This window comes from Ectopseudomonas khazarica, assembly GCF_017915135.1.
In the GTDB taxonomy this organism is placed as follows: domain Bacteria; phylum Pseudomonadota; class Gammaproteobacteria; order Pseudomonadales; family Pseudomonadaceae; genus Aquipseudomonas; species Aquipseudomonas khazarica.
This window is the reverse complement of record NZ_CP068551.1, coordinates 851,511-870,594: the sequence shown is the minus strand read 5'-3', so window position 1 is coordinate 870,594 and position 19,084 is coordinate 851,511. Positions and strand designations below refer to the sequence as shown.

Annotated in this window: 20 protein-coding genes; 16 read left to right on the top strand and 4 right to left on the bottom strand. The window is 64.6% G+C overall.

Annotated features, from left to right (window positions below; translation table 11 throughout):
* The first annotated feature begins 110 nt into the window (after positions 1–110).
* Complete coding sequence (ydiJ, locus tag JLK41_RS03930; protein WP_210390418.1) at positions 111–3,140, top strand: D-2-hydroxyglutarate dehydrogenase YdiJ; 3,030 nt, start codon at positions 111–113, stop codon at positions 3,138–3,140.
* 164 nt (positions 3,141–3,304) lie between these two features.
* Here ydiJ and JLK41_RS03925 read toward each other — a convergent pair whose 3' ends face one another.
* Positions 3,305–4,582, bottom strand: coding sequence for an acetyl-CoA C-acetyltransferase (locus JLK41_RS03925; protein WP_210390417.1), 1,278 nt, complete (start codon positions 4,580–4,582; stop codon positions 3,305–3,307).
* Between the two features lie 225 nt (positions 4,583–4,807).
* Here JLK41_RS03925 and JLK41_RS03920 point away from each other — a divergent pair, with 225 nt between their 5' ends.
* Both JLK41_RS03920 and JLK41_RS03915 read left to right on the top strand, forming a co-directional pair.
* A complete protein-coding gene (locus JLK41_RS03920) occupies positions 4,808–6,163 on the top strand; it encodes a 3-oxoacyl-ACP reductase (protein ID WP_210390416.1) in 1,356 nt (451 codons plus the stop codon).
* A 131-nt stretch (positions 6,164–6,294) separates the two neighbouring features.
* A complete protein-coding gene (locus tag JLK41_RS03915; protein ID WP_210390415.1) occupies positions 6,295–7,242 on the top strand; it encodes an IS481 family transposase in 948 nt (315 codons plus the stop codon).
* An 86-nt stretch (positions 7,243–7,328) separates the two neighbouring features.
* Here JLK41_RS03915 and JLK41_RS03910 read toward each other — a convergent pair whose 3' ends face one another.
* Positions 7,329–8,321: an AraC family transcriptional regulator gene (locus JLK41_RS03910; RefSeq protein ID WP_210390414.1), complete on the bottom strand. Its 993-nt coding sequence runs from the start codon at positions 8,319–8,321 to the stop codon at positions 7,329–7,331.
* A gap of 190 nt (positions 8,322–8,511) precedes the next feature.
* On the opposite strand from JLK41_RS03910, the gene JLK41_RS03905 reads away from it, so the two are divergent.
* From JLK41_RS03905 to JLK41_RS03870, 8 genes are all read left to right on the top strand, one after another.
* Positions 8,512–9,369: a MaoC family dehydratase gene (locus JLK41_RS03905; protein ID WP_210390413.1), complete on the top strand. Its 858-nt coding sequence runs from the start codon at positions 8,512–8,514 to the stop codon at positions 9,367–9,369.
* 210 nt (positions 9,370–9,579) lie between these two features.
* Positions 9,580–9,885: a nucleotide pyrophosphohydrolase gene (locus JLK41_RS03900; RefSeq protein ID WP_037046147.1), complete on the top strand. Its 306-nt coding sequence runs from the start codon at positions 9,580–9,582 to the stop codon at positions 9,883–9,885.
* On the top strand, positions 9,882–10,631 hold the full coding sequence (locus tag JLK41_RS03895; RefSeq protein ID WP_150608030.1) for a methyltransferase domain-containing protein: 750 nt from the start codon (positions 9,882–9,884) through the stop codon (positions 10,629–10,631). The genes JLK41_RS03900 and JLK41_RS03895 overlap by 4 nt, the downstream gene beginning before the upstream one ends.
* Positions 10,632–10,707: 76 nt before the next feature.
* Complete coding sequence (locus JLK41_RS03890) at positions 10,708–11,289, top strand: DUF4136 domain-containing protein (RefSeq protein ID WP_134676952.1); 582 nt, start codon at positions 10,708–10,710, stop codon at positions 11,287–11,289.
* Between the two features lie 18 nt (positions 11,290–11,307).
* Entirely contained in the window at positions 11,308–11,865 is a 558-nt protein-coding gene (locus JLK41_RS03885) for a DUF4136 domain-containing protein (protein WP_421454884.1), read from the top strand.
* 16 nt (positions 11,866–11,881) lie between these two features.
* Positions 11,882–12,364, top strand: a complete 483-nt coding sequence (locus tag JLK41_RS03880) for a GNAT family N-acetyltransferase (RefSeq protein ID WP_047584416.1) — start codon at positions 11,882–11,884, stop codon at positions 12,362–12,364.
* Positions 12,361–12,729 carry a DsrE family protein gene (locus JLK41_RS03875; protein ID WP_152487845.1) on the top strand — a complete coding sequence of 123 codons (369 nt, stop codon included), beginning with the start codon at positions 12,361–12,363 and terminating at the stop codon, positions 12,727–12,729. The genes JLK41_RS03880 and JLK41_RS03875 overlap by 4 nt, the downstream gene beginning before the upstream one ends.
* An 8-nt stretch (positions 12,730–12,737) precedes the next feature.
* A complete protein-coding gene (locus tag JLK41_RS03870; protein WP_210390411.1) occupies positions 12,738–13,196 on the top strand; it encodes a glycine cleavage system protein H in 459 nt (152 codons plus the stop codon).
* A gap of 8 nt (positions 13,197–13,204) precedes the next feature.
* Here the strand turns inward: JLK41_RS03870 and JLK41_RS03865 are convergent, their stop codons facing one another.
* On the bottom strand, positions 13,205–14,215 hold the full coding sequence (locus JLK41_RS03865) for an HAD family hydrolase (RefSeq protein WP_210390410.1): 1,011 nt from the start codon (positions 14,213–14,215) through the stop codon (positions 13,205–13,207).
* Positions 14,216–14,639: 424 nt separating this feature from the next.
* Here JLK41_RS03865 and JLK41_RS03860 point away from each other — a divergent pair, with 424 nt between their 5' ends.
* Entirely contained in the window at positions 14,640–15,263 is a 624-nt protein-coding gene (locus JLK41_RS03860) for a DUF502 domain-containing protein (RefSeq protein WP_210390409.1), read from the top strand.
* A 90-nt stretch (positions 15,264–15,353) separates the two neighbouring features.
* Here JLK41_RS03860 and JLK41_RS03855 read toward each other — a convergent pair whose 3' ends face one another.
* Positions 15,354–15,560, bottom strand: coding sequence for a hypothetical protein (locus JLK41_RS03855; RefSeq protein ID WP_210390408.1), 207 nt, complete (start codon positions 15,558–15,560; stop codon positions 15,354–15,356).
* Between the two features lie 149 nt (positions 15,561–15,709).
* On the opposite strand from JLK41_RS03855, the gene JLK41_RS03850 reads away from it, so the two are divergent.
* The 4 genes from JLK41_RS03850 to JLK41_RS03835 all read left to right on the top strand — a co-directional run bounded on the left by JLK41_RS03850 (position 15,710) and on the right by JLK41_RS03835 (position 18,668).
* Positions 15,710–16,912: an ISL3 family transposase gene (locus tag JLK41_RS03850; RefSeq protein ID WP_179553486.1), complete on the top strand. Its 1,203-nt coding sequence runs from the start codon at positions 15,710–15,712 to the stop codon at positions 16,910–16,912.
* Between the two features lie 216 nt (positions 16,913–17,128).
* Complete coding sequence (locus JLK41_RS03845; RefSeq protein WP_080757014.1) at positions 17,129–17,335, top strand: hypothetical protein; 207 nt, start codon at positions 17,129–17,131, stop codon at positions 17,333–17,335.
* Positions 17,336–17,815: 480 nt separating this feature from the next.
* Entirely contained in the window at positions 17,816–18,262 is a 447-nt protein-coding gene (locus JLK41_RS03840) for a hypothetical protein (RefSeq protein WP_210390407.1), read from the top strand.
* Positions 18,263–18,338: 76 nt separating this feature from the next.
* Complete coding sequence (locus JLK41_RS03835; RefSeq protein ID WP_210390406.1) at positions 18,339–18,668, top strand: RusA family crossover junction endodeoxyribonuclease; 330 nt, start codon at positions 18,339–18,341, stop codon at positions 18,666–18,668.
* Positions 18,669–19,084 lie beyond the last annotated feature (416 nt).

Below are 19,084 nucleotides of genomic sequence, written 5' to 3'. Positions count from 1 at the left end.
CCCTTGTAGCACGGTCATGGCCCTTGGAAAATCGACATTATCCATAACGATACCGAGCCGTAGCCCTTCGCATTCAGAAGGTTTGAACGGCCATCTGCCGAGAACCGACCATGATTGCCCGCATTCCCACGCCCGCCGCACCGGCGGCCCCCTACCTGGCCTTTCTCGACGCCCTGCGCGGCGCCGGCTTCCGCGGCGAGATCGCCCGCGATCACGCCAGCCGCACGGTACTGGCCACCGACAACTCGATCTACCAGCGCCTGCCGCAGTCGGCGGTGTTCCCGCTGGATGCGGAAGACGTGCAGGTCCTGGCCCGTGTCGCCGCCGAACCGGCCCATCGCAGCGTGCGCCTGACTCCACGCGGCGGCGGCACCGGCACCAACGGCCAGTCGTTGACCGACGGCGTGGTGGTGGACCTGTCGCGGCACCTCAACCGGATTCTCGAGATCGACCCTGCAGGGCGCTGGGTGCGGGTGCAGAGCGGCGTGGTCAAGGACCAGCTCAACGCCGCCCTCGAGCCGCACGGCCTGTTCTTCGCCCCGGAGCTGTCCACCTCCAACCGCGCCACCATCGGCGGCATGATCAACACCGACGCCAGCGGCCAGGGCAGTTGCACCTACGGCAAGACCCGCGACCATGTGCTCGAACTCGACAGCGTGCTGCTCGGCGGCGAGCGCCTGCGCAGTGCCGCACTGGACGACGAGCAACTGGCCCAGCAGCTGGCGCGCCAGGACCGGGTCGGCCAGCTGTACCGCTGCGCCGAGGCCATCCAGCGCGAGAAGGCCGAGCTGATCGAGGCGCGCTTTCCCAAGCTCAACCGCTGCCTGACCGGCTACGACCTGGCGCACCTGCGCGAGGCCGACGGACGCTTCAACCTCAACAGCGTGCTGTGTGGCGCCGAAGGCTCGCTGGGGCTGATCGTCGAGGCCAAGCTCAACGTACTGCCGATCCCGCGCTACTCGGTGCTGGTCAACGTGCGCTACGCCAGCTTCATGGACGCCCTGCGCGATGCCCGCGCGCTGCTCGAACATCAGCCGCTGTCGATCGAGACGGTAGATTCCAAGGTGCTCCTGCTGGCCATGCAGGACATCGTCTGGCATGGCGTGGCCGAGTACTTCCCGCAGAATCCGGACGTCCCGACCCTGGGCATCAACCTGGTGGAATTCAGCGGCGATGAGGCAAAGGAAGTCGACGCCCGCGTCGCCGCCTTCGCCCAGCACCTGCAGCACGACAGCAGCGTGCAGCGCCTGGGCCACACCCTGGCGACAGGCCGCGCCGCCGTGACCCGCGTGTACGCCATGCGCAAGCGCGCGGTGGGCCTGCTCGGCAACGTCGAGGGCGAGGTGCGCCCGCAGCCGTTCGTCGAAGACACCGCCGTGCCGCCGGAGCATCTCGCCGAGTTCATCGCCGAGTTCCGCGCCCTGCTCGACGGCCACGGCCTGGCCTACGGCATGTTCGGCCACGTCGATGCCGGCGTGCTGCACGTGCGCCCGGCACTGGACATGAAGGACCCGGCCCAGGCGGCCATGGTACGACCGATCTCCGACGCCGTGGCGGAGCTGACCCAGCGCTATGGCGGGCTGCTCTGGGGCGAGCACGGCAAGGGGGTGCGCTCGGAATACGCGCCGGCCTTCTTCGGCGAGCTGTACCCGTCGCTGCAGGCGCTGAAGCACGCCTGCGACCCGCACAACCAGCTCAACCCGGGCAAGATCGCCACGCCCCTGGGCAGTGACGAAGCCCTGCTGAAGATCGACGAAGTGGTGATGCGCGGCGACCTGGACCGGCAGATCGACGAGCGCGTGTGGCAGAGCTACGGCAGCGCCGTGCACTGCAACGGCAACGGCGCCTGCTACAACTTCGACCCCAACGACGCCATGTGCCCATCCTGGAAGGCCACCCGCGAGCGCGTGCAATCGCCCAAGGGCCGCGCCTCGCTGATCCGCGAATGGCTGCGCCTGCAGGGCCTGGCCGGCGTCGACGTGCTGGCTCCGGTCGCCAGCGGCCCGTTGCAGTTCCTGCGCACGCTGCCCGAGCGCTGGCGCAACAGCCGCCAGGGTGGCGACGACTTCTCCCACGAGGTCTACGACGCCATGGCCGGCTGCCTGGCGTGCAAGTCCTGCGCGGGGCAATGCCCGATCAAGGTCAACGTGCCGGAGTTCCGCTCGCGCTTCCTCGAGCTCTACCACCGCCGCTACCTGCGCCCGCTGCGCGACTACCTGATCGGCTCGCTGGAGTTCAGCCTGCCGCTGCTGGCCCACCTGCCCTGGCTGTACAACGCGCCGATGGGCTCGCGCCTGGTCAATACGCTGCTGGCCGAGCGCCTGGGCATGGTCGACAGCCCGACGCTCAGCGACTTCGACTTTCGCGCCACCTGCCGGCGCTTCGCCGTGCAGACGGCGACGCCAAAGCGCCTGGCCGAACTGGACGAGAGCCTGCGCGCCAGGAGCCTGATCCTGGTGCAGGACGCCTTCACCCGCTACTTCGAGACACCGGTGTTCGCCGCCTTCATCGAACTGGCCAGCCGCCTCGGCTATCGGGTGCTGCTGGCGCCCTACTCGGCCAACGGCAAGCCGCTGCACGTTCAGGGCTTCCTCGGCGCCTTCGCCCGCACCGCCCGGCGCAATGCCCGGCGCCTGCAGGCACTGGCGAACTTCGGCATTCCGCTGGTGGGCCTGGACCCGGCCATGACCCTGGTCTACCGCCAGGAATACGCCAAGCTCGACGGCCTCGACTGCCCTCCGGTGCTGCTGCCGCAGGAATGGCTGGCCGAGGTGCTGCCGAGCAGCGACGCCGAGGCGCCGAGTAGCAGCTACCGGCTGCTGGCACACTGCACCGAGAAGACCAACGCCACCGCTGCCACGGCCCTGTGGGGCCAGGTGTTCCGCCAGGCCGGCCTGCAACTGGCGACACAGGCCACCGGCTGCTGCGGCATGTCCGGCACCTACGGGCACGAGGCGCGCAACCTGGAGACGTCACGGGCGATCTTCGCCCAGTCCTGGGAGCCGGCCCTGGCTCGTGAGGACGCCGGCGAAGCACTGGCCACCGGCTACTCATGCCGCAGCCAGACCCAGCGCCTGCGTCAGCAGCGCCTGCGCCACCCGATCGAAGCGCTGCTGGAGCACCATCGCGCGCGCGGCTAGGGCGCCACGCTACGGCGAGACACCCGCGAGGCTGTAAGGCTTCGCACCGGGCTGAGCGCCGTAGCAGGGCGAAAAAAAGGGCGGCCACGCGCTACGCGGGCCGCCCGAATCACGGAGTTGCTTACATCGCGTGACCACGATGACTTGTGGCCACCCGTATTGGATTACCGTTCGAGGATTGCGGTCACACCTTGACCACCTGCGGCGCAGATGGAGATCAGCCCGCGCCCCTCGCCGGCCGCCGCCAGCAGCTTGGCCAGGTTGGCGACGATGCGCCCGCCCGTCGCGGCGAACGGGTGTCCGGCGGCGAGCGAACTGCCCTTGACGTTCATCTTGCTGCGGTCGATGGAACCCAGCGCGGCCTCCAGCCCCAGGCGCTCCTTGCAGTATTCGGCATCCTCCCAGGCCTTGAGCGTGCACAGCACCTGGGCGGCGAACGCCTCGTGAATCTCGTAGTAGTCGAAGTCCTGCAGGGTCAGGCCGTTGCGCGCCAGCAGGCGCGGCACGGCGTAGACCGGCGCCATCAGCAACCCCTCCTTGCCCTGGACGAAATCCACCGCTGCCGCCTCACCATCGCGCAGATAGGCGAGCACCGGCAGGCCACGGGCCTTGGCCCACTCTTCACTGGCCAGCAGCACCACCGAAGCCCCGTCGGTCAACGGTGTGGAGTTGGCCGGCGTCAGGGTGCCACGCGGACCACGCTCGAAGCAGGGCTTGAGCGTCGCGAGCTTCTCCGCGCTGATGTCCGGACGCAGGTTCTGGTCGCGGGTCAGGCCCAGGAACGGCGTCATCAGATCGTCCTGCCAGCCCTCGGCGTAGGCTGCCGCCAGCTTCTGGTGACTGGCCAGCGCCAGCTGGTCCTGCTCGTCACGGGGGATGGCCCAGCGCTGCGCCATCAGCTCGCAGTGCTCGCCCATCGACAGCCCGGTACGCGGCTCGCCATTGCGCGGAATATGCGGCGCGAGGTGGCGCGGACGAATCTTCAGCAGGCTCTTGATCTTGTCGCCGGTGCTCTTGCCACGATTGGCCTCCAGCAGAATCTGGCGCAGCCCTTCGTTGACGCCGATGGGGGCATCGGAGGTGGTGTCGACGCCACCGGCGATACCGCAGTCGATCTGCCCGAGGGCGATCTTGTTGGCCACCAGAATCGCCGCTTCGAGGCCGGTTCCGCAGGCCTGCTGCAGGTCGTAGGCCGGGGTTTCCGGCGCCAGGCGCGAGCCCAGCACGCACTCGCGGGTCAGGTTGAAATCACGCGAATGCTTGAGCACCGCGCCGGCGACCACTTCGCCGAGGCGCTCGCCGTGCAGGTTGAAACGCTCGACCAAGCCCTCGAGGGCGCTGGTCAGCATCTCCTGGTTGCTCGCCCGGGCGTAGAGGGAGTTGGAACGGGCGAACGGAATACGGTTGCCGCCTACGATGGCGACCCGGCGCAACTGGGTCATGAGGACTCCTTGCTGGTCGAGAGAGCGAAGAGACGAGCGACTGCGCGTCAGCCGGCCCCCGGAGAATGTCAGGTTTACACTTTAGCCTTCTGGCCGCACAGGCTAAACCTCGCGCCGTTGCGAACATTGGCCGCCTTGCCGGCACATGAGGCAACAGAGTCAATTGCGCTTTGCCGACTGCCGCGTACAGTGGCAGCACTTCCGATTCGTCCGCAGGAGTCTTTCATGTCCGACCGTTACCTCGCCTTCGCCAACTCCTCCACTGGCCGTCGCCTGGTCGGCGCACTCGGCCTGCCGGCCCCGGTACGCCTGGAGCGCTGGATGGCCGGCCGAGTCAGACCGGTGGACGGCGCCCTGCTGTTCGGGGGCGAGGGTGACCTGCTGAAGAGCGTACTGCCGTTCGCCAACAAGCTCACCGACCAGCTGTTCGCCGCGCGCGAGGGCCTGCTGGAGCTGCCGCGCTGGACCGCCGAGCACGGCCCCAGGCTCAAGGCCCTGGTGTTCGACGCCAGCCACCTGACCCGCTTCGAACAGCTGATCGAACTGCGTGATTTCTTCCAGCCGACCTTCAAGGGCCTGGCCAACAGCCCGCGTGTGGTGGTGCTGGGGCGCGCCCCCGAGTCGATCAAAGACCCCATCGCCGCCAGCGTGCAACGCTCGCTGGAAGGCTTCACCCGCTCGCTGGGCAAGGAAATCCGTCGTGGCGGCAGCGTGCAGCTGCTCTATGTCGGCAAGGGCGGCGACCAGCAACTGGAAGGCGCGCTGCGCTTCTTCCTGTCGCCGAAGAGCGCCTACGTCTCCGGCCAGGTGCTGCGCCTGGGCGCCTGCGCTGAACAGGTGAAGGACTGGACACGACCGCTGGCCGGCAAGAAGGCTCTGGTCACCGGCGCCTCACGCGGCATCGGTGCCGCCATCGCCGAGGTCCTCGCCCGCGATGGGGCCGAGGTCGTGCTGCTCGATGTCCCGCAGGCGGCCGATGCGCTGCAGGCCCTGGCCGCACGCCTGGGCGGCCGGGCCGTAACCCTGGACATCTGTGCCGAGGACGCGCCACAGCGCCTGGTCGACGCCCTGCCCGAGGGGCTGGATATCGTCGTGCACAACGCCGGCATCACCCGCGACAAGACCCTGGCGAAGATGAGCGATGCGTTCTGGAACTCGGTGATCGACGTCAACCTCAAGGCGCCGCAGGTGCTGACTCAGGCGCTGCTGGACGCCGACAAGCTGCACGACAACGGCCGCGTGGTGCTGATCGCCTCGATCAGCGGCATCGCCGGCAACATGGGCCAGACCAACTACGCCGTGAGCAAGGCCGGGGTCATCGGCCTCGCCCAGGCCTGGGCGCCGACACTGGGCAAGAAAGGCATCAGTATCAACGCAGTGGCGCCGGGTTTCATCGAGACCCAGATGACCGCCGCCATTCCGCTGGGCATCCGCGAAGCCGGGCGCCGCATGAATTCGATGAGCCAGGGCGGCCTGCCGCAGGATGTCGCCGAAGCCGTGGCCTGGTTCGCCCAGCCCGGTTCCGGCGCAGTCACCGCGCAGGTGCTGCGGGTGTGCGGACAGAGCCTGCTCGGGGCCTAGCCACAACGACCCGGCGCGTAGCCTGCAATCAGGAACGCGCCGGGCTAGATGTGATCTCTCAGTAGGTTGTTCATCCGGGGCATTCCCGGAATTCTGGAAGCGCGACCAACACAGCCTTCCAGGAGCCCCGGATGAACCTGCATAAACATGCCCGTCTTACCCCGCGAGGTCGAGCCCTTCTCGTGCAGCGCATGCTCAACGGTCTGCGAGTCGAAGATGCGGCACAAGCCGCTGGCGTCAGTGTGCGTACAGCCTACAAGTGGCTCAAACGCTTTCGTGAGGAAGGTGAGATTGGCCTGATGGATCGTTCATCACGTCCGCACTCATGCCCCCATGCCACGGCAATCGCTCTGGTCGAGCAACTGATCGAGCTACGTCGCTCTCGCAAGACTTACCGGCAGATCGCTCAGATACTCGGCCTGGCCGTCAGTACCGTGGCCCGCCGCCTCAAGCAGGCCGGCTTTCATCGGCTGGCTGAGCTGGAACCCGCTCCTGTGGTGGTGCGTTATGAATACGCCAATCCTGGCGATCTCCTGCACTTGGACATCAAGAAGCTTGGCCGCTTCTGGAAACCCGGGCATCGAGTCACTGGCGACCGTCAGCAGTGCTCCGACGGCGCCGGCTGGGAGTTCATGCACGTGGCTATCGACGATGCGCCCCGACTGGCGTTCACCAGCCTGCATCCAGATGAGCGCGGCAGCAGCGCCTGCCGGGCCTTGCTGCAAGCACTGCGCTACTACCGCGGGCTGAACATCTGCTTTCGGCGCGTCATGACAGACAACGGCGCCTGTTATCGGTCCCGGGCGTTTCAACGGTTGTGTGCTCGACTCAGGCTGAAACACATCCGTACCAAGCCCTATACGCCACGCACCAACGGTAAGGCCGAGCGCTTCATCCAAACGAGCCTGCGTGAATGGGCCTATGCCCGTAGCTACGACACTTCACAGCAGCGAGCAGCGCACCTGCTGCCCTGGCTGCATCACTACAACTGGCACCGACTGCACGCCAGCCTCGGATACCTGCCCCCGATCAGCAGAGCACCGCTTCCACTGAACAACGTACTGGGTTTACACAGCTAGAGACCGAAGGTACTGCGACAGAAGCGTGCAGCAAGGCAGGGATTGGGCGGCGACCGTCGCCACTCAAGCGCCGGCCACTTCCCGCGTCACGCCTTGCCGCGCTTGCGGAACTCCACCGGGGTCTCCCCCACCCAGCGCTTGAACGCACGGTAGAAGGTGCTCGGCTCGGAAAAGCCGGTGCGCTCGACGATCACCTCGATACGCTCGTCGGTCTTGAGCAGCAGGTCCTTGGCCAGGCGGCAGCGGTAATCGGTGATCAGGTCGTTGAAGCGCACGCCGGCCATCGCCAGGCGCTCGCGCAAGCGTCGGGCCGGCATGTTGAGGCGGCCGGCCACCTGCTCCAGCGTCGCGCCACCGTCGACCAGCAACTCGGCGATCAGCTCGCGTACCTGGCGCACCAGGTCCAGGCGCTCCACCTCGGCCAGCTGCCGCCGCGCCAGGGACTCGTGCATGCGCAGCAGGTCCGGGGCGGCGTGGCGCGAGGCCTTGTCCAGCACCGCGGCGTCGAACAGCAGCGCGCAGTCCTCGGCCCCCAGCCGTACCGGGCAACCATAGACCGCCTGGTAGCGTTCGGCCGGCGCGCCCTCGGCGTGCATGAAGCGCACCTCACGTGGACGAAAGTCGTTTTCGGTCAAGGCGGCGAATAGGCGGATCACCGCGCCTGCGAGCATCTCCGGAAAGTGTCGCGGGGTATCGGCTTCGACACCGAGGGTCAGCACCGCCATCTCGCCGTCGACGGCAAGATGGGCGTTGAGGGTATCGGAGAGCAGCCGCACGTAGCGCAGCGCATGGCGCAGACCGGCGCCGAAGGTTTCACTGGAGAGAAACAGGTATTCCAGGAGCAGGCCATGGAACGCCGGCAGATGCTCGGCCAGGAACAATCCCACATGCGCCTCGCCGCACTCTTCGCTGGCGGCTTTCCAGAACGCTGCCTGCGCGGCATGCGGGAAGCGGCCAGCCGGGAGTCCGCCAGGAGGCAGGCCAACCCGCACCAGCACACGGTCGGGGTCGGTTCCGCTGGCGCGCAGGGCATCGATTACCGGGCGCATCAGCGCCACATCGTCGGTCAGATCACGCATGATTCCTGCTGTTCTTCTTATTAGTGAGCGTTATTCGTGAACGGCGCCATCTTAGGGGCAGCGGGCCGCCGTGCGCAAACCGCGCAGCAGAGGGATTGGCTGCCCGGCATGCACGCCAGGCAGCACAGCCAATGCCAGCGCGTCAGCGGCGGTTAAGCTGCTGCCATCCATTCGCCAAGGAGTTCGCCCAATGTCCATCGACTGGCTCGATCTCGACACCCCGCCGGCCCTGCCCGGCCTGTTCCTGCGCGCAGCCCTGCGGCGCAAGGTGACCGGCCGCCAGTTGCCCGACCTCGGCCTGCGCTGCCGCGTGGAAGTAGACCCGCAGCACCTGGCGCGCTATCGCCAGGTCTGCGCCATCGATGACAGCCCCTACCTGCCGCCGGTGTACCCGCATGTGCTCGCCTTCGGCCTGCAGATGCAATTGCTCACCGACCGGCGCTTCCCCTTCCCGCTGCTGGGCCTGGTGCACCTGGAGAATCGTATCCGCGTGTTGCGCCCGCTGGGCGGACTGGGGCCGTTCCAGGTCAGCGTGCAGGTGGCCGATCTGCAACCCCATGACAAGGGCGCCACCTTCAGCCTGATCACCCGCCTGGAAGACCAGCTCGGCCTGCTCTGGGAAGGCGACAGCCGCATCCTCTGCCGCGCCCTGCGCCTCGACGGCCAGGCGCAACCGCGTGCCGAACGAACGCCACTGGAGCTGACGTCACTGGCCGACTGGTCCGCCCCTGCCGACACCGGCCGCCGCTATGCGCGCGTGGCCGGCGACTACAACCCGATTCACCTGTTCGCCGTCACCGCGCGGCTGTTCGGCTTCCCTCGCGCCATCGCCCATGGGCTGTGGAACAAGGCGCGCAGTCTGGCAGCGCTGCAGGAGCACCTGCCGCTGGCCGGCTACGAAGTCGAGGTGCGCTTCCAGAAACCGGTCCTGCTGCCCACCCACGTGGCCCTGCAAGCCAGTGCAGCTGCGCCCGCTGGCCAGTTCCACCTGATCGGCGAGCAGGATACGCCGCACATGGCCGGGAGCTGGCAGCCGCTGCAGCGCTGACCCAGGGCGGCAAACACGCTTGGTGCAGGAGCCGGCTTGCCGACGATCAGCGGTAACGCGTGATCGCCGGCAACAGCGCATCGACGCCTGGCCTGAACAGGCTCCGGGAAGGCTGCCGAAGCGAGGCCCCGAGTTGCATGCGGGCTTCACACTCCGCTTGCAGCGCATGGCGTTCGCGCCGAAGCTATGCGGCTTGAAAGGAGCCAGCCGATGAACCTGCCCGAACTCACCGCCCGCATGCACGCCATTCGCGATCACAACGACTGGCGTCGTTACCAGAGCCCGAAGAACCTGGCCATGGCCGCCAGCGTGGAAATGGCCGAACTGGTGGAGATCTTCCAATGGCTGAGCGAAGAACAGTCGCGCCAGCTGCCCCCTGAACAGCTCGCCCACGCGGGGCAGGAAGTGGCCGACGTGGTCCTCTATCTCCTGCAGCTGTGCAGCGAACTGGGTCTCGACATGAATCAGGCGGTGCTCGACAAGCTCGCCGACAACGAACGGCGCTTCCTCAAATGAGCGACCGCCACTTCGATGAACTCGCCACCCGCTTCGCCGAGAAGATCTACGGCGGTGCCAAGGGTGCGATCCGCCTGGCCGTGCTCCAGGCCGACCTGGCCGAAGCCTTGCCGGAGCGCAAGCTGCGCGTGCTCGACGTTGGCGCCGGGCTCGGCCACATGAGCCTGTGGCTGGCCCAGCGCGGCCATGACGTCACCCTCGCCGAACCTGCCGAGCCGATGCTCATCGGCGCGCGCCAGCGCTTCGCCGAGGCCGGACAGAGCGCCACCTTCATCCAGGCCCCCTGGCAGGAACTGCTCGGCCAACTGCAGCAGCCCTACGACCTGGTGCTCTGCCATGCCGTACTGGAATGGCTGGCCGAACCGGCCGCCATCCTGCCGGTGCTGCACCAGCTGACCGAGAACAACGGCTGGCTGTCGCTGGCCTTCTACAACAAGGATGCGCTGATCTACCGCAACCTGCTCAAGGGGCACTTCCGCAAGCTGCGCAAGGAGCGCTTCGCCGGTGAAGGCCAGAGCCTGACCCCGCAACGCCCTGTCGACCCGCGCGAACTGGCCACGCAACTCGAGCAGCACTGGCAGGTCGAAAGCCGTAGCGGCGTGCGCGTGTTCCACGACTACATGCCGCAGGAGTTCCAGGCCAAGGCCGAGTTGGTCGACCTGCTGGAAATGGAGCTGGCGCACCGTCGCCACCCCACCTTCGCCGGCCTGGGCCGCTACCTGCACTGGATCTGCCGACCGCGCTGAGCACGTTGGACGAAGCAGGCCGGGCGGCGTAGCCTGACCCTCATCGGAGATGCCGCGCGCGACCACGGAGACGACCATGCGCACCGCCATAGCCTTACTCGTCCTGCCCCTGCTGGCGGCCTGCCAGAGCCCGAATCCGTACCAGGCCGAATCGCTGCCGATGCCGCCGGCGCCTCCTGGTGCGGCCAGCACCTTCGACCACAGCGCCTATCCGGCGGCCCAGCGCGACTACGGCCGCTACCGCAGCTGGAGCTGGCTCGACGGCCGCGCCCCGGGCGGCGAGCAACTGGCCGAAAGCGTCAGCGCCGGCCTCGACCAGTACGGTCTGCGCCCCGCCCTGCAGGGCCCCGGCGATCTGCTGGTGCACGCCCGCATCAGCCAGGAAACTCGCCAGCGCCAGTACTACGACGATGTCGGTGGCTACTACGGTGCTGGCAGCCGCTGGGATCGCCACTACGGTGCCTGGGGCAGCGTGCCCATCGTGCGCACCTACGAACAGAAAGTCGCCGTGGTACGCATCGAACTGATCGACCCGCGTGACCGCCAGGTGGTCTGGTCCGGCAGCGGCGAAGCCATCGCCGGCAAGGACCAGAGCGCCCAGGCCGAGGCCATGCGCGTGGCCATCCGGGCCGCGCTGGACGGCTACCCTCCCTATTGATCGAACGCACTGGAGCTCATCATGCGCGCCCTGCCCTACCTGCTTCTCACCCTGCTGCTGAGCGGCTGCGCCAGCGTCAGCCTGGAGCACGACTTCGACCCCGGCCGCGACTTCTCCGCCTATCGCAGCTGGAGCTGGAAGGACACCAAACTGCTCTACCAACCCGATGACGCGCGCCTCAAGAGCGACATCACCGAGGCCCGCATCAGCCAGGCCGTCGCCGACCAGCTCGAACAGCGAGGCCTGCGCCAGGCCAGCGCCGGCCAGGGCGACCTGAAGGTACAGAGCGTACTGATCGTCGACGAGCGCCAGGACCAGATCACCACCCAGTACGGGGGCGGCTGGGGCGGGTACTGGGGAGGCTACTGGGGCGGCCCGGCCTTCACCGAAACCCGGCGCGTCGACTACAAGGTCGCCACCCTGCAGATCGACCTGTACGACGCCCGCGACGGCAAGCTGGTCTGGCGCGGCAGCGGCGAGCAGATCATGCGCAACCAGCCGCCGAGCCCCGCCGAGCGGGAACGGGCGATCCGCGACACCGTCACCCAGGTGCTCTCGCAATATCCACCACGCTGAACGAGGAACGCAGCGCGTGAATGCCCACCTGCAGTACCGCCCCGCCACGGCCGCCGACCTCCAGACCGTGGTCGGCTTTCCACAGAACGCCGATGAACTGTTCTTCTGCTACCCCAAGGCCATCTGGCCGCTGGATGTCGGCCAGCTCGCCGCCGCCATCGCCGAGCGCCGCGACAGTGTCGTCGTGGAGCTGGACGGCAGGATCGCCGGCTTCGCCAACTTCTACCAGTGGCAACACGGCGAGTTCTGCGCCCTGGGTAACCTGATGGTGGCACCCTGGGCACGCAGCCGGGGGGTGGCGCAGTACCTGGTCAACGTGATGGAGCGCATCGCCCGCGAACACTACAAGGTGCCGCTGATGAAGGTGTCCTGCTTCAACGCCAACGCGGGCGGCCTGCTGCTCTACAGCCGCATGGGCTACCGCACCGTCGGCATCGTCGAGCGCCGCGCCCCGGATGGCAGCCGCGTCGCCCTGGTGCAACTGGAGAAACCCTTGTGAGTGCGGTGCGGCGTGTGCTGATCATCGTCAGCAGCGGCCCCAGCACCCCGGCCCGCTGCGCCGCCCCCTTTCACACCGCGACCCTGCTGGCCTGCATGGACGCTGAGGTCACCCTGTTCCTCAGTGGTGAAGCCGCGCAGCTCGCGCAGCAGTCGGTCGCCGACACCCTGCGCGCCAGCGAACAGGGCGAACCGATTCGCCACTTCATCCAGCAAGCGAAACTGGCGGGAGCGCGCGTGCTGATGTGCCGTGCGCCAGGCGTCGTCATCGATGAGGACGCCCTGATCCCCGAGCTGGACGAGATCGCCAGTGGCGGTGAACTGGCGCAGATGATTCTGGAATACGATCGCGTGCTGACCCTCTGAGGACCGCCATGAACCTGCACGGCCTGGCCTTTCCCGACGATCTGCTCTACGCCCCGGAGCACAACCTGTGGTTGCGCGAAGAAGCGGATGGCTGCCTCACCCTGGGTCTGACTGCATATGGCTGCGCGCTATACGGGCAGATCTTCGCCTTCACGCCCAAGCGCGACGGCCAGCGCATCGAGCAGAACCGCAGCTTCGGCGTCGTGGAGTTCGCCAAGGCCGCCTCCTCCGCAAGCAGCCCGCTGAGCGGCATCCTGCACAGCAGCAACGCCGAAGTCGTCCGGCGCCCGGCCCTGATCAACCAGGACTGCTATGGAAGCGGCTGGCTGGTGAGGCTGATAGCCGATGACCTGGCGCTGCTGAAAACGCAGCTGCTCACTGGCACAGCCGCCCGTCAGGCATTCGCCGAGCGGATGACACGCGACGGCTTCGACCCAGGCAACGATGGCTTGCAGGGGCTTAGGTAACGCCGCCGTCAGGGCTGCAATGTCTCGAAAGGGTGAACACGACGCCATTCGCCAGCCATATCGACGACTGTCCAGCCTCTGCGGCGCGCCTCATCCAGCGCCTTGTCCAGATGGCCGAAATGCGAGTCGCGGTCATAAGCCCATTCCCGCCGAGCGTCGGTGTGATGGACCAGGCCCAGCAGACGCCGGCCGTTACCTTCCGCAGTCCACTGCAGCATCTGCAGATCCCCATCGGAATTGCCAAATGCCAGGATCGGCCGACGCCCGATGACCTGCTCGATGCTGACCGGTTTGCCGGGACCATCATCGTTGTGCAACAACCTGGGCTGGCGCAGGATCGACAACTCGCCGCCCTGGTCCTGAAACTGCGTAGCGAAGGTGGTGCCGATCACCTGTTCTGGCGGAATGCCATAGACCTCATCGGCAAAGGCACGGATGAACGTCACCTCGCCGCCTGACACGATGTAGGTCTTGAAGCCATGCGCACGCAGGTAGTCGAGCAGCTCCAGCATCGGCTGGAAGACCAGCTCGGTATACCGTCTGCCGTTTTCAGGGTGCCTGGCGCTGGCCAGCCAGGCGCGAGCCCTGCCAGAGAACTCCGCAGTGGTGATACCCGTGTGCGTGGCCGTGACGATCTGCATGACACCCTGCATGCCACTCTCGCTCAGGGTTTTCTGATCTCCCTCCAGCACAGCCTTGAACGGCTGGGTGGTCTGCCACTGGGGATTTTCAGGTGCCAGGCGCCTGACCTCGTCGAAGGCGAACAACACCTGGAAATACATGGGCAGCTCGCTCCACAGCGTGCCGTCGTTATCGAACACGGCAATGCGCTCGGCAGGCGCCACGTAGTCCTCCGCCCCCTCGCGGGTCACCGCCTCGACGAACCGCAGGATCGCCTGCCTGGAAGGCCCCTCCTTCCAGCTCGGCAATGGCTCTGCGGCGCTTGCCAGCGATGACAGACAGAGCAGTAGCGCCAGCAACCAACGGAAAGAAACCACAGCAAACGCGTGTCTGTTCATCGTGCGTCCCTGCCTGAAAGGCCCCAAAGGGCCGATGGGTGTGAGAGTAATGCCTGCTGCATCAGGCATCGGTGCCGCGTGTCGGGCATGCGAAGTGCACCGCCAAAGGCTAGCAGATGCACCTGGGCACGACGCGCCATCGATCCGTTCGTGCAACGGCTCAAGGACAACGGCTCAGCACTGCCAGGCAGGTCCCGTCGGCCATGACAAAACACCCGCATGTACTAAGCTCTGCATGCCTCAGCCCACCGTAACAACAAACGCGATGCGTCACTCATCCGGCGCATGTACGGGCCCAACAAGGCATTCCAGGGGGCGTACCTTTTCTCACGATTCGGGCCGCGAAATAACGATCCACCTCATACGGCCGCCAGCTCGGCAGCCGCATGTGAGCATGCAACCAGCCAACGGAAGGAGAGCAGCCATGAAGCAGGCGCTTGTGTTCGCAGGGAAATGCATACTGGCAGGCTTGCTGCTCATCATCCCCGTGTATCTGGCGATCATCGTTCTGCTCAAGGGCATGCAATCGACCGAGCGGCTGATCCACCCACTCATCCACCTGCTACCGGAAGATCTGCCGGCCGAGCAGATTCTGTCGCTGCTTCTGGTCCTGACCCTGTGCTTCCTCCTTGGCCTGGCCATGCGCACCACACTCGGCCACAGGGCCAGAGTCAGACTGGAAAGCGCCATCATCGAGAAGATTCCGGGCTATACCCTGTTTCGCAGCCTCAGCCACCAACTGGCAGGTCAGGACAAGGACAGCATCTGGAAACCAGCCCTCGTGGACATCCACGGATCACTGGCTCCGGCCTTCATCATCGAGATACTCGACGACTCACGCTTCACCATCTTCGTCCCGTCGATCCCCACGCCCTTTGCCGGCGCCACCTACGTCATGGACGGCGCCCGGGTCCATCCCGTCGACATCCCCTTGGCGGATGCCATCAAAGTCATCAGCAACTGGGGCTCGGGTACCAGCCGGATGTTACAGGCCATGGAAAAATCAGCGTCTATCGACACAGTTGCCGAGGCCGGCCGAAGACAGTGAGAGGCGACCCCTGCGCGATGGAATGCCCTCTTTGCTCAAGGACTCCTGGCGCGTCCGACACCCGACCGAAGCGTAAGAACCCTCGGCTCATCAGATGATGCAGTCCAACTCGGTCACCTGCTCGAACGCCTCGGACTCGATCACTGGCAGCGAGTGGGGCGCCTCAACCCGTTCCTTCAGCTTGCTCGAGAACGCCATTGCAGACGGCTGATCGTTGAAGCTCATCTTCAGCGAGCCTGTACAGACGATCCATTGCTCGGTCCCCTTGCTCTCAACCTTTTCAATCGCGATATCCATGCTGCCTCCATCGGTATACGGGTTCAGATCGGCAGGTCGGGTAAAAAAAAGGTTCTTCGCGGAGTCTGGGGGAAGAGCGCATTGACAGTCAGGGAAGTGGGTAAATTGGCAGTCGCCAAACGAACCAACCCCCACGCCCTGCTGCCACCGTGCATCCTATTGATCTTGCCCAGTTCTGGCCAGGCTACGCAGTCGTCGCCTGTCGCCCCTCTGCCGACAACATCCTGTTGATCGAACTCAAGCCTCAAGCCGACGCCATCCCCGAATGTGGGCGCTGCGGCCAAGCTTGTCCGCTGATCCACGAGCGCCGACTGCGTCGGATACGCGATCGGGATTTGTTGGATCAGCGCGTTCTGCTCCAGGTGCCTGTGCGCCGCGTTGACTGCCTGCGCTGTGGGCGGGTGACCGAGCGGATCGCCTGGCTGGAGCCGGCGTCACGTCTGACGCGGCGCTTGCAGGCCTGGCTCGAGGCTTTGCTGCAACTGCTGCCGATCAGCCACGTCAGCCGCCTCACCGGCATACACTGGCACACGCTCAAGCAACTCGACAAACGTCGGCTGGATGCCGCCGTCGGCACCTTCGAGCCGGGTGATGTGCGTTGCCTGGTGATGGACGAGTTCGCCCTGCACAAAGGCCATCGCTACGCCACGGTGATCATGGATGCCGAGCGCACGCGGGTGCTATGGGTCGGTCATGGCAACAGCCGCGAGGCGATCCGCCCATTCTTTGAGTTACTGGGCGAGCGCTGCCAACGGATCGAAGCGGTGGCGATGGACATGAACACCGCCTTCGATTTGGAGGTGAAGCGGCACTGCCCTCAAGCCGAAGTGGTGTACGACCTGTTCCATGTGGTGGCGCGCTACGGGCGTGAGGTGATCGACCGTATCCGCGTCGACCAGGCCAATCTCCTGCGCGATGACAAACCGGCACGCAAGGTGGTCAAGCAGAGCCGCTGGCTGTTGCTGCGCAATCGCGAAAACCTGAAGGACGGCCAAGCCGTGCAGTTGCAAGAGTTGCTCGCCGCCAACCAGCCATTGGCCACGGTCTACGTGCTCAAGGATGCGTTAAAGGAAGTCTGGTACGCCCCCAATGTGCGGGAGGGCTGGCGGCGCTGGCGAAGTTGGCTGCGGCATGCTCGGGACAGCGGTCTGGCGCCGCTCCAACGCTTTGCCCGGAATCTGCGCAAATACGCCCGTGGCATCCTCGCAAGCGCCCGCTTCCCCCTGCACACCAGCGTCCTGGAAGGCGTGAACAACCGCATCAAGGTGATCAAGCGGATGGCCTATGGCTTCCGGGACTCTGACTACTTCTTCCTGAAAATCAAGGCCGCCTTCCCCGGGAAAGCGCGATGAACCAAAAAAAAGGCCAACCATGCGGTTGGCCTTGCCTAGTAGGTATGAGCAGCACCCACTTGCTCAGGGTGCTACTCCAATCTCCCTCTACGACATTGCAAAAATATGACGATAGCCGCGTTTCTCGGCCTGTCCACTCGTCCGACGCTGATGTGCTGCAACATTTCAGTAACATTCATTGCCTACCTTGCACGCGTCTAAACCGAGGGTTTCACCTTGATCCGCAACGTACGCAAGTCGCTAGACTCCATAGCAAGCAACAATGAAGACGCGGCATTCGCGCTGATGCGCGCCGCAGAGAACACTCGGGACGAGGTACTGCGCCAGCAGATGCTCCGCCTCGTCCACCGCCTCAATCAGGATGCCGTAGACCTTCGCATGCTGCGCGACGAGGTCTCCTACGTAGGCGAGAAACGCGCCTGAGCTGGCAATCATCCGCTACCAGGTACCGCCCCCTCGCAGGATCATCAGGCTCCTGTAGCGAGCAACGAGGGGGTGAACCTGCGCCTTGAAAGTGGCGGAAGGCAGTGAGAGTCGAACCCGTTTGAACCACTGCCCGCTACTGCCCTTCCCAGCCCAACGCTAGAAAAATCGGGGCTTTCGCCCCTTCCCTCCTGCCCACTGCGGCCTTGTGTCGCCCGTTGATTTCGACACTTTTTCGACACGCCAGCTAGACAGGTTCGGCGGCTATAGCTAGCTTCTGGCCATCACGCCCCTGTGCTTTAGGTCATCGGTGTCGCTTTTCCAACCTGAGCGTGTCGTGTTTCTCACCTTTGATACGCGATAAATCAAAGGCTTGTGCCGACTTATGGTTGATTATCAGACATTACTGGGGATGTTATGCGACAGCAATGTCGCCTAATTTATAGTTAGGCGTAGAAGGCAAAATTCGGAGAACCTGGAATGACCGATTTAAGCTGGAGCACTGTTCAAGATCGTCCAACTGAGCGAATGGAGTTTGGAGCTAGTCATGTACGATGTGGATGGAGAACTCATCGGAGATTGGCCGATAAATTCAAATTCTTAGGGTTACAGTCCGCATTACATGGCAGCAAAAATTCCTTACAGCAACTGCTGCAAGAAGTTGGTAGCAATGTTAACGCGAGACAGCACGCTGAGCGAGGCGAGGCCATTTTTGCCGCTGTCTGGTTTCACAATAGCAATTGGGCGATCTTGTGTGACGCAACAAAGGCAACACTTATACCCAGAGAGCAGATTGAACGTATTGACGAATGCAATGAACGTAATGACGCCATAACAAATATGTTGCGCGAATTACTCGAAAGTGCAGAGCCTGAGCTAGTTAAAACATTCGACGACAGGCTATATCAGCAAATATTCAACGCCTAAAATATGGTTAAAACCGTTCGCTCACTGGGACGGGCTAAAGCCCGCCCCGTCACCAAACGTTAGGCGCATAAGCTCAATGGTCAAACTCACCTTACATACAAGGAACTGCGATCCAACCAGCCTCTACAAACTTGAAGAGTTGGCGAACTCGGAGCTAGAACTGCGGCTTGAGTTCGATCGAATTGTCAGCATTCAATCCCAGAAAACGGCCCGCGACGAACTCTGCGCTGCAATTCAGGAGCAGTTGAGAAGCTTTGAGTGGATATGTGCAGGCCCAGTCAACCTTGAGCTACTCTGGTATTTGCATGGCACACAAAGGCAAGAGACCGACAAAGTCGGAGACATCGACAACATTACCAAGCCAATCATCGACTCCCTAACCGGAGAAGGGGGGGCTACTGATTGATGATTCGCAAATTGGGTCTCTACACACCTTCTGGAACTCTCGGAACCACCTACCCCAGAAGGATGCGCTTTACATCAGATTGCAGTTCAACAACGAAGAGTGCCTGCGTAAAAACGGCTTAGTTTTTGTCCAGTATGCGGGTGCCGTCTGTCTTCCTCTTAATCTTGACTTCAATAACATCAAAGACATGCTCGGCGCATTACTTTTGATTAGTGCCAGGCTTCGTCATCGCAGGACGGCTGGGAGGATAAGAGCCCTTGGGGCAGATTTCGATCGCGCGCTTGTAGTGTCTTCTTGGGACGTACATCGCACTAGGCTAGGGGGATTCAGCAATGCAAGGATTTATAGGCTCGCCGATTTTCGTGCCAAGTGCTGCGCAAATGGGCTTTCATGGCGCCGCCTTCTTGGCCAAATCC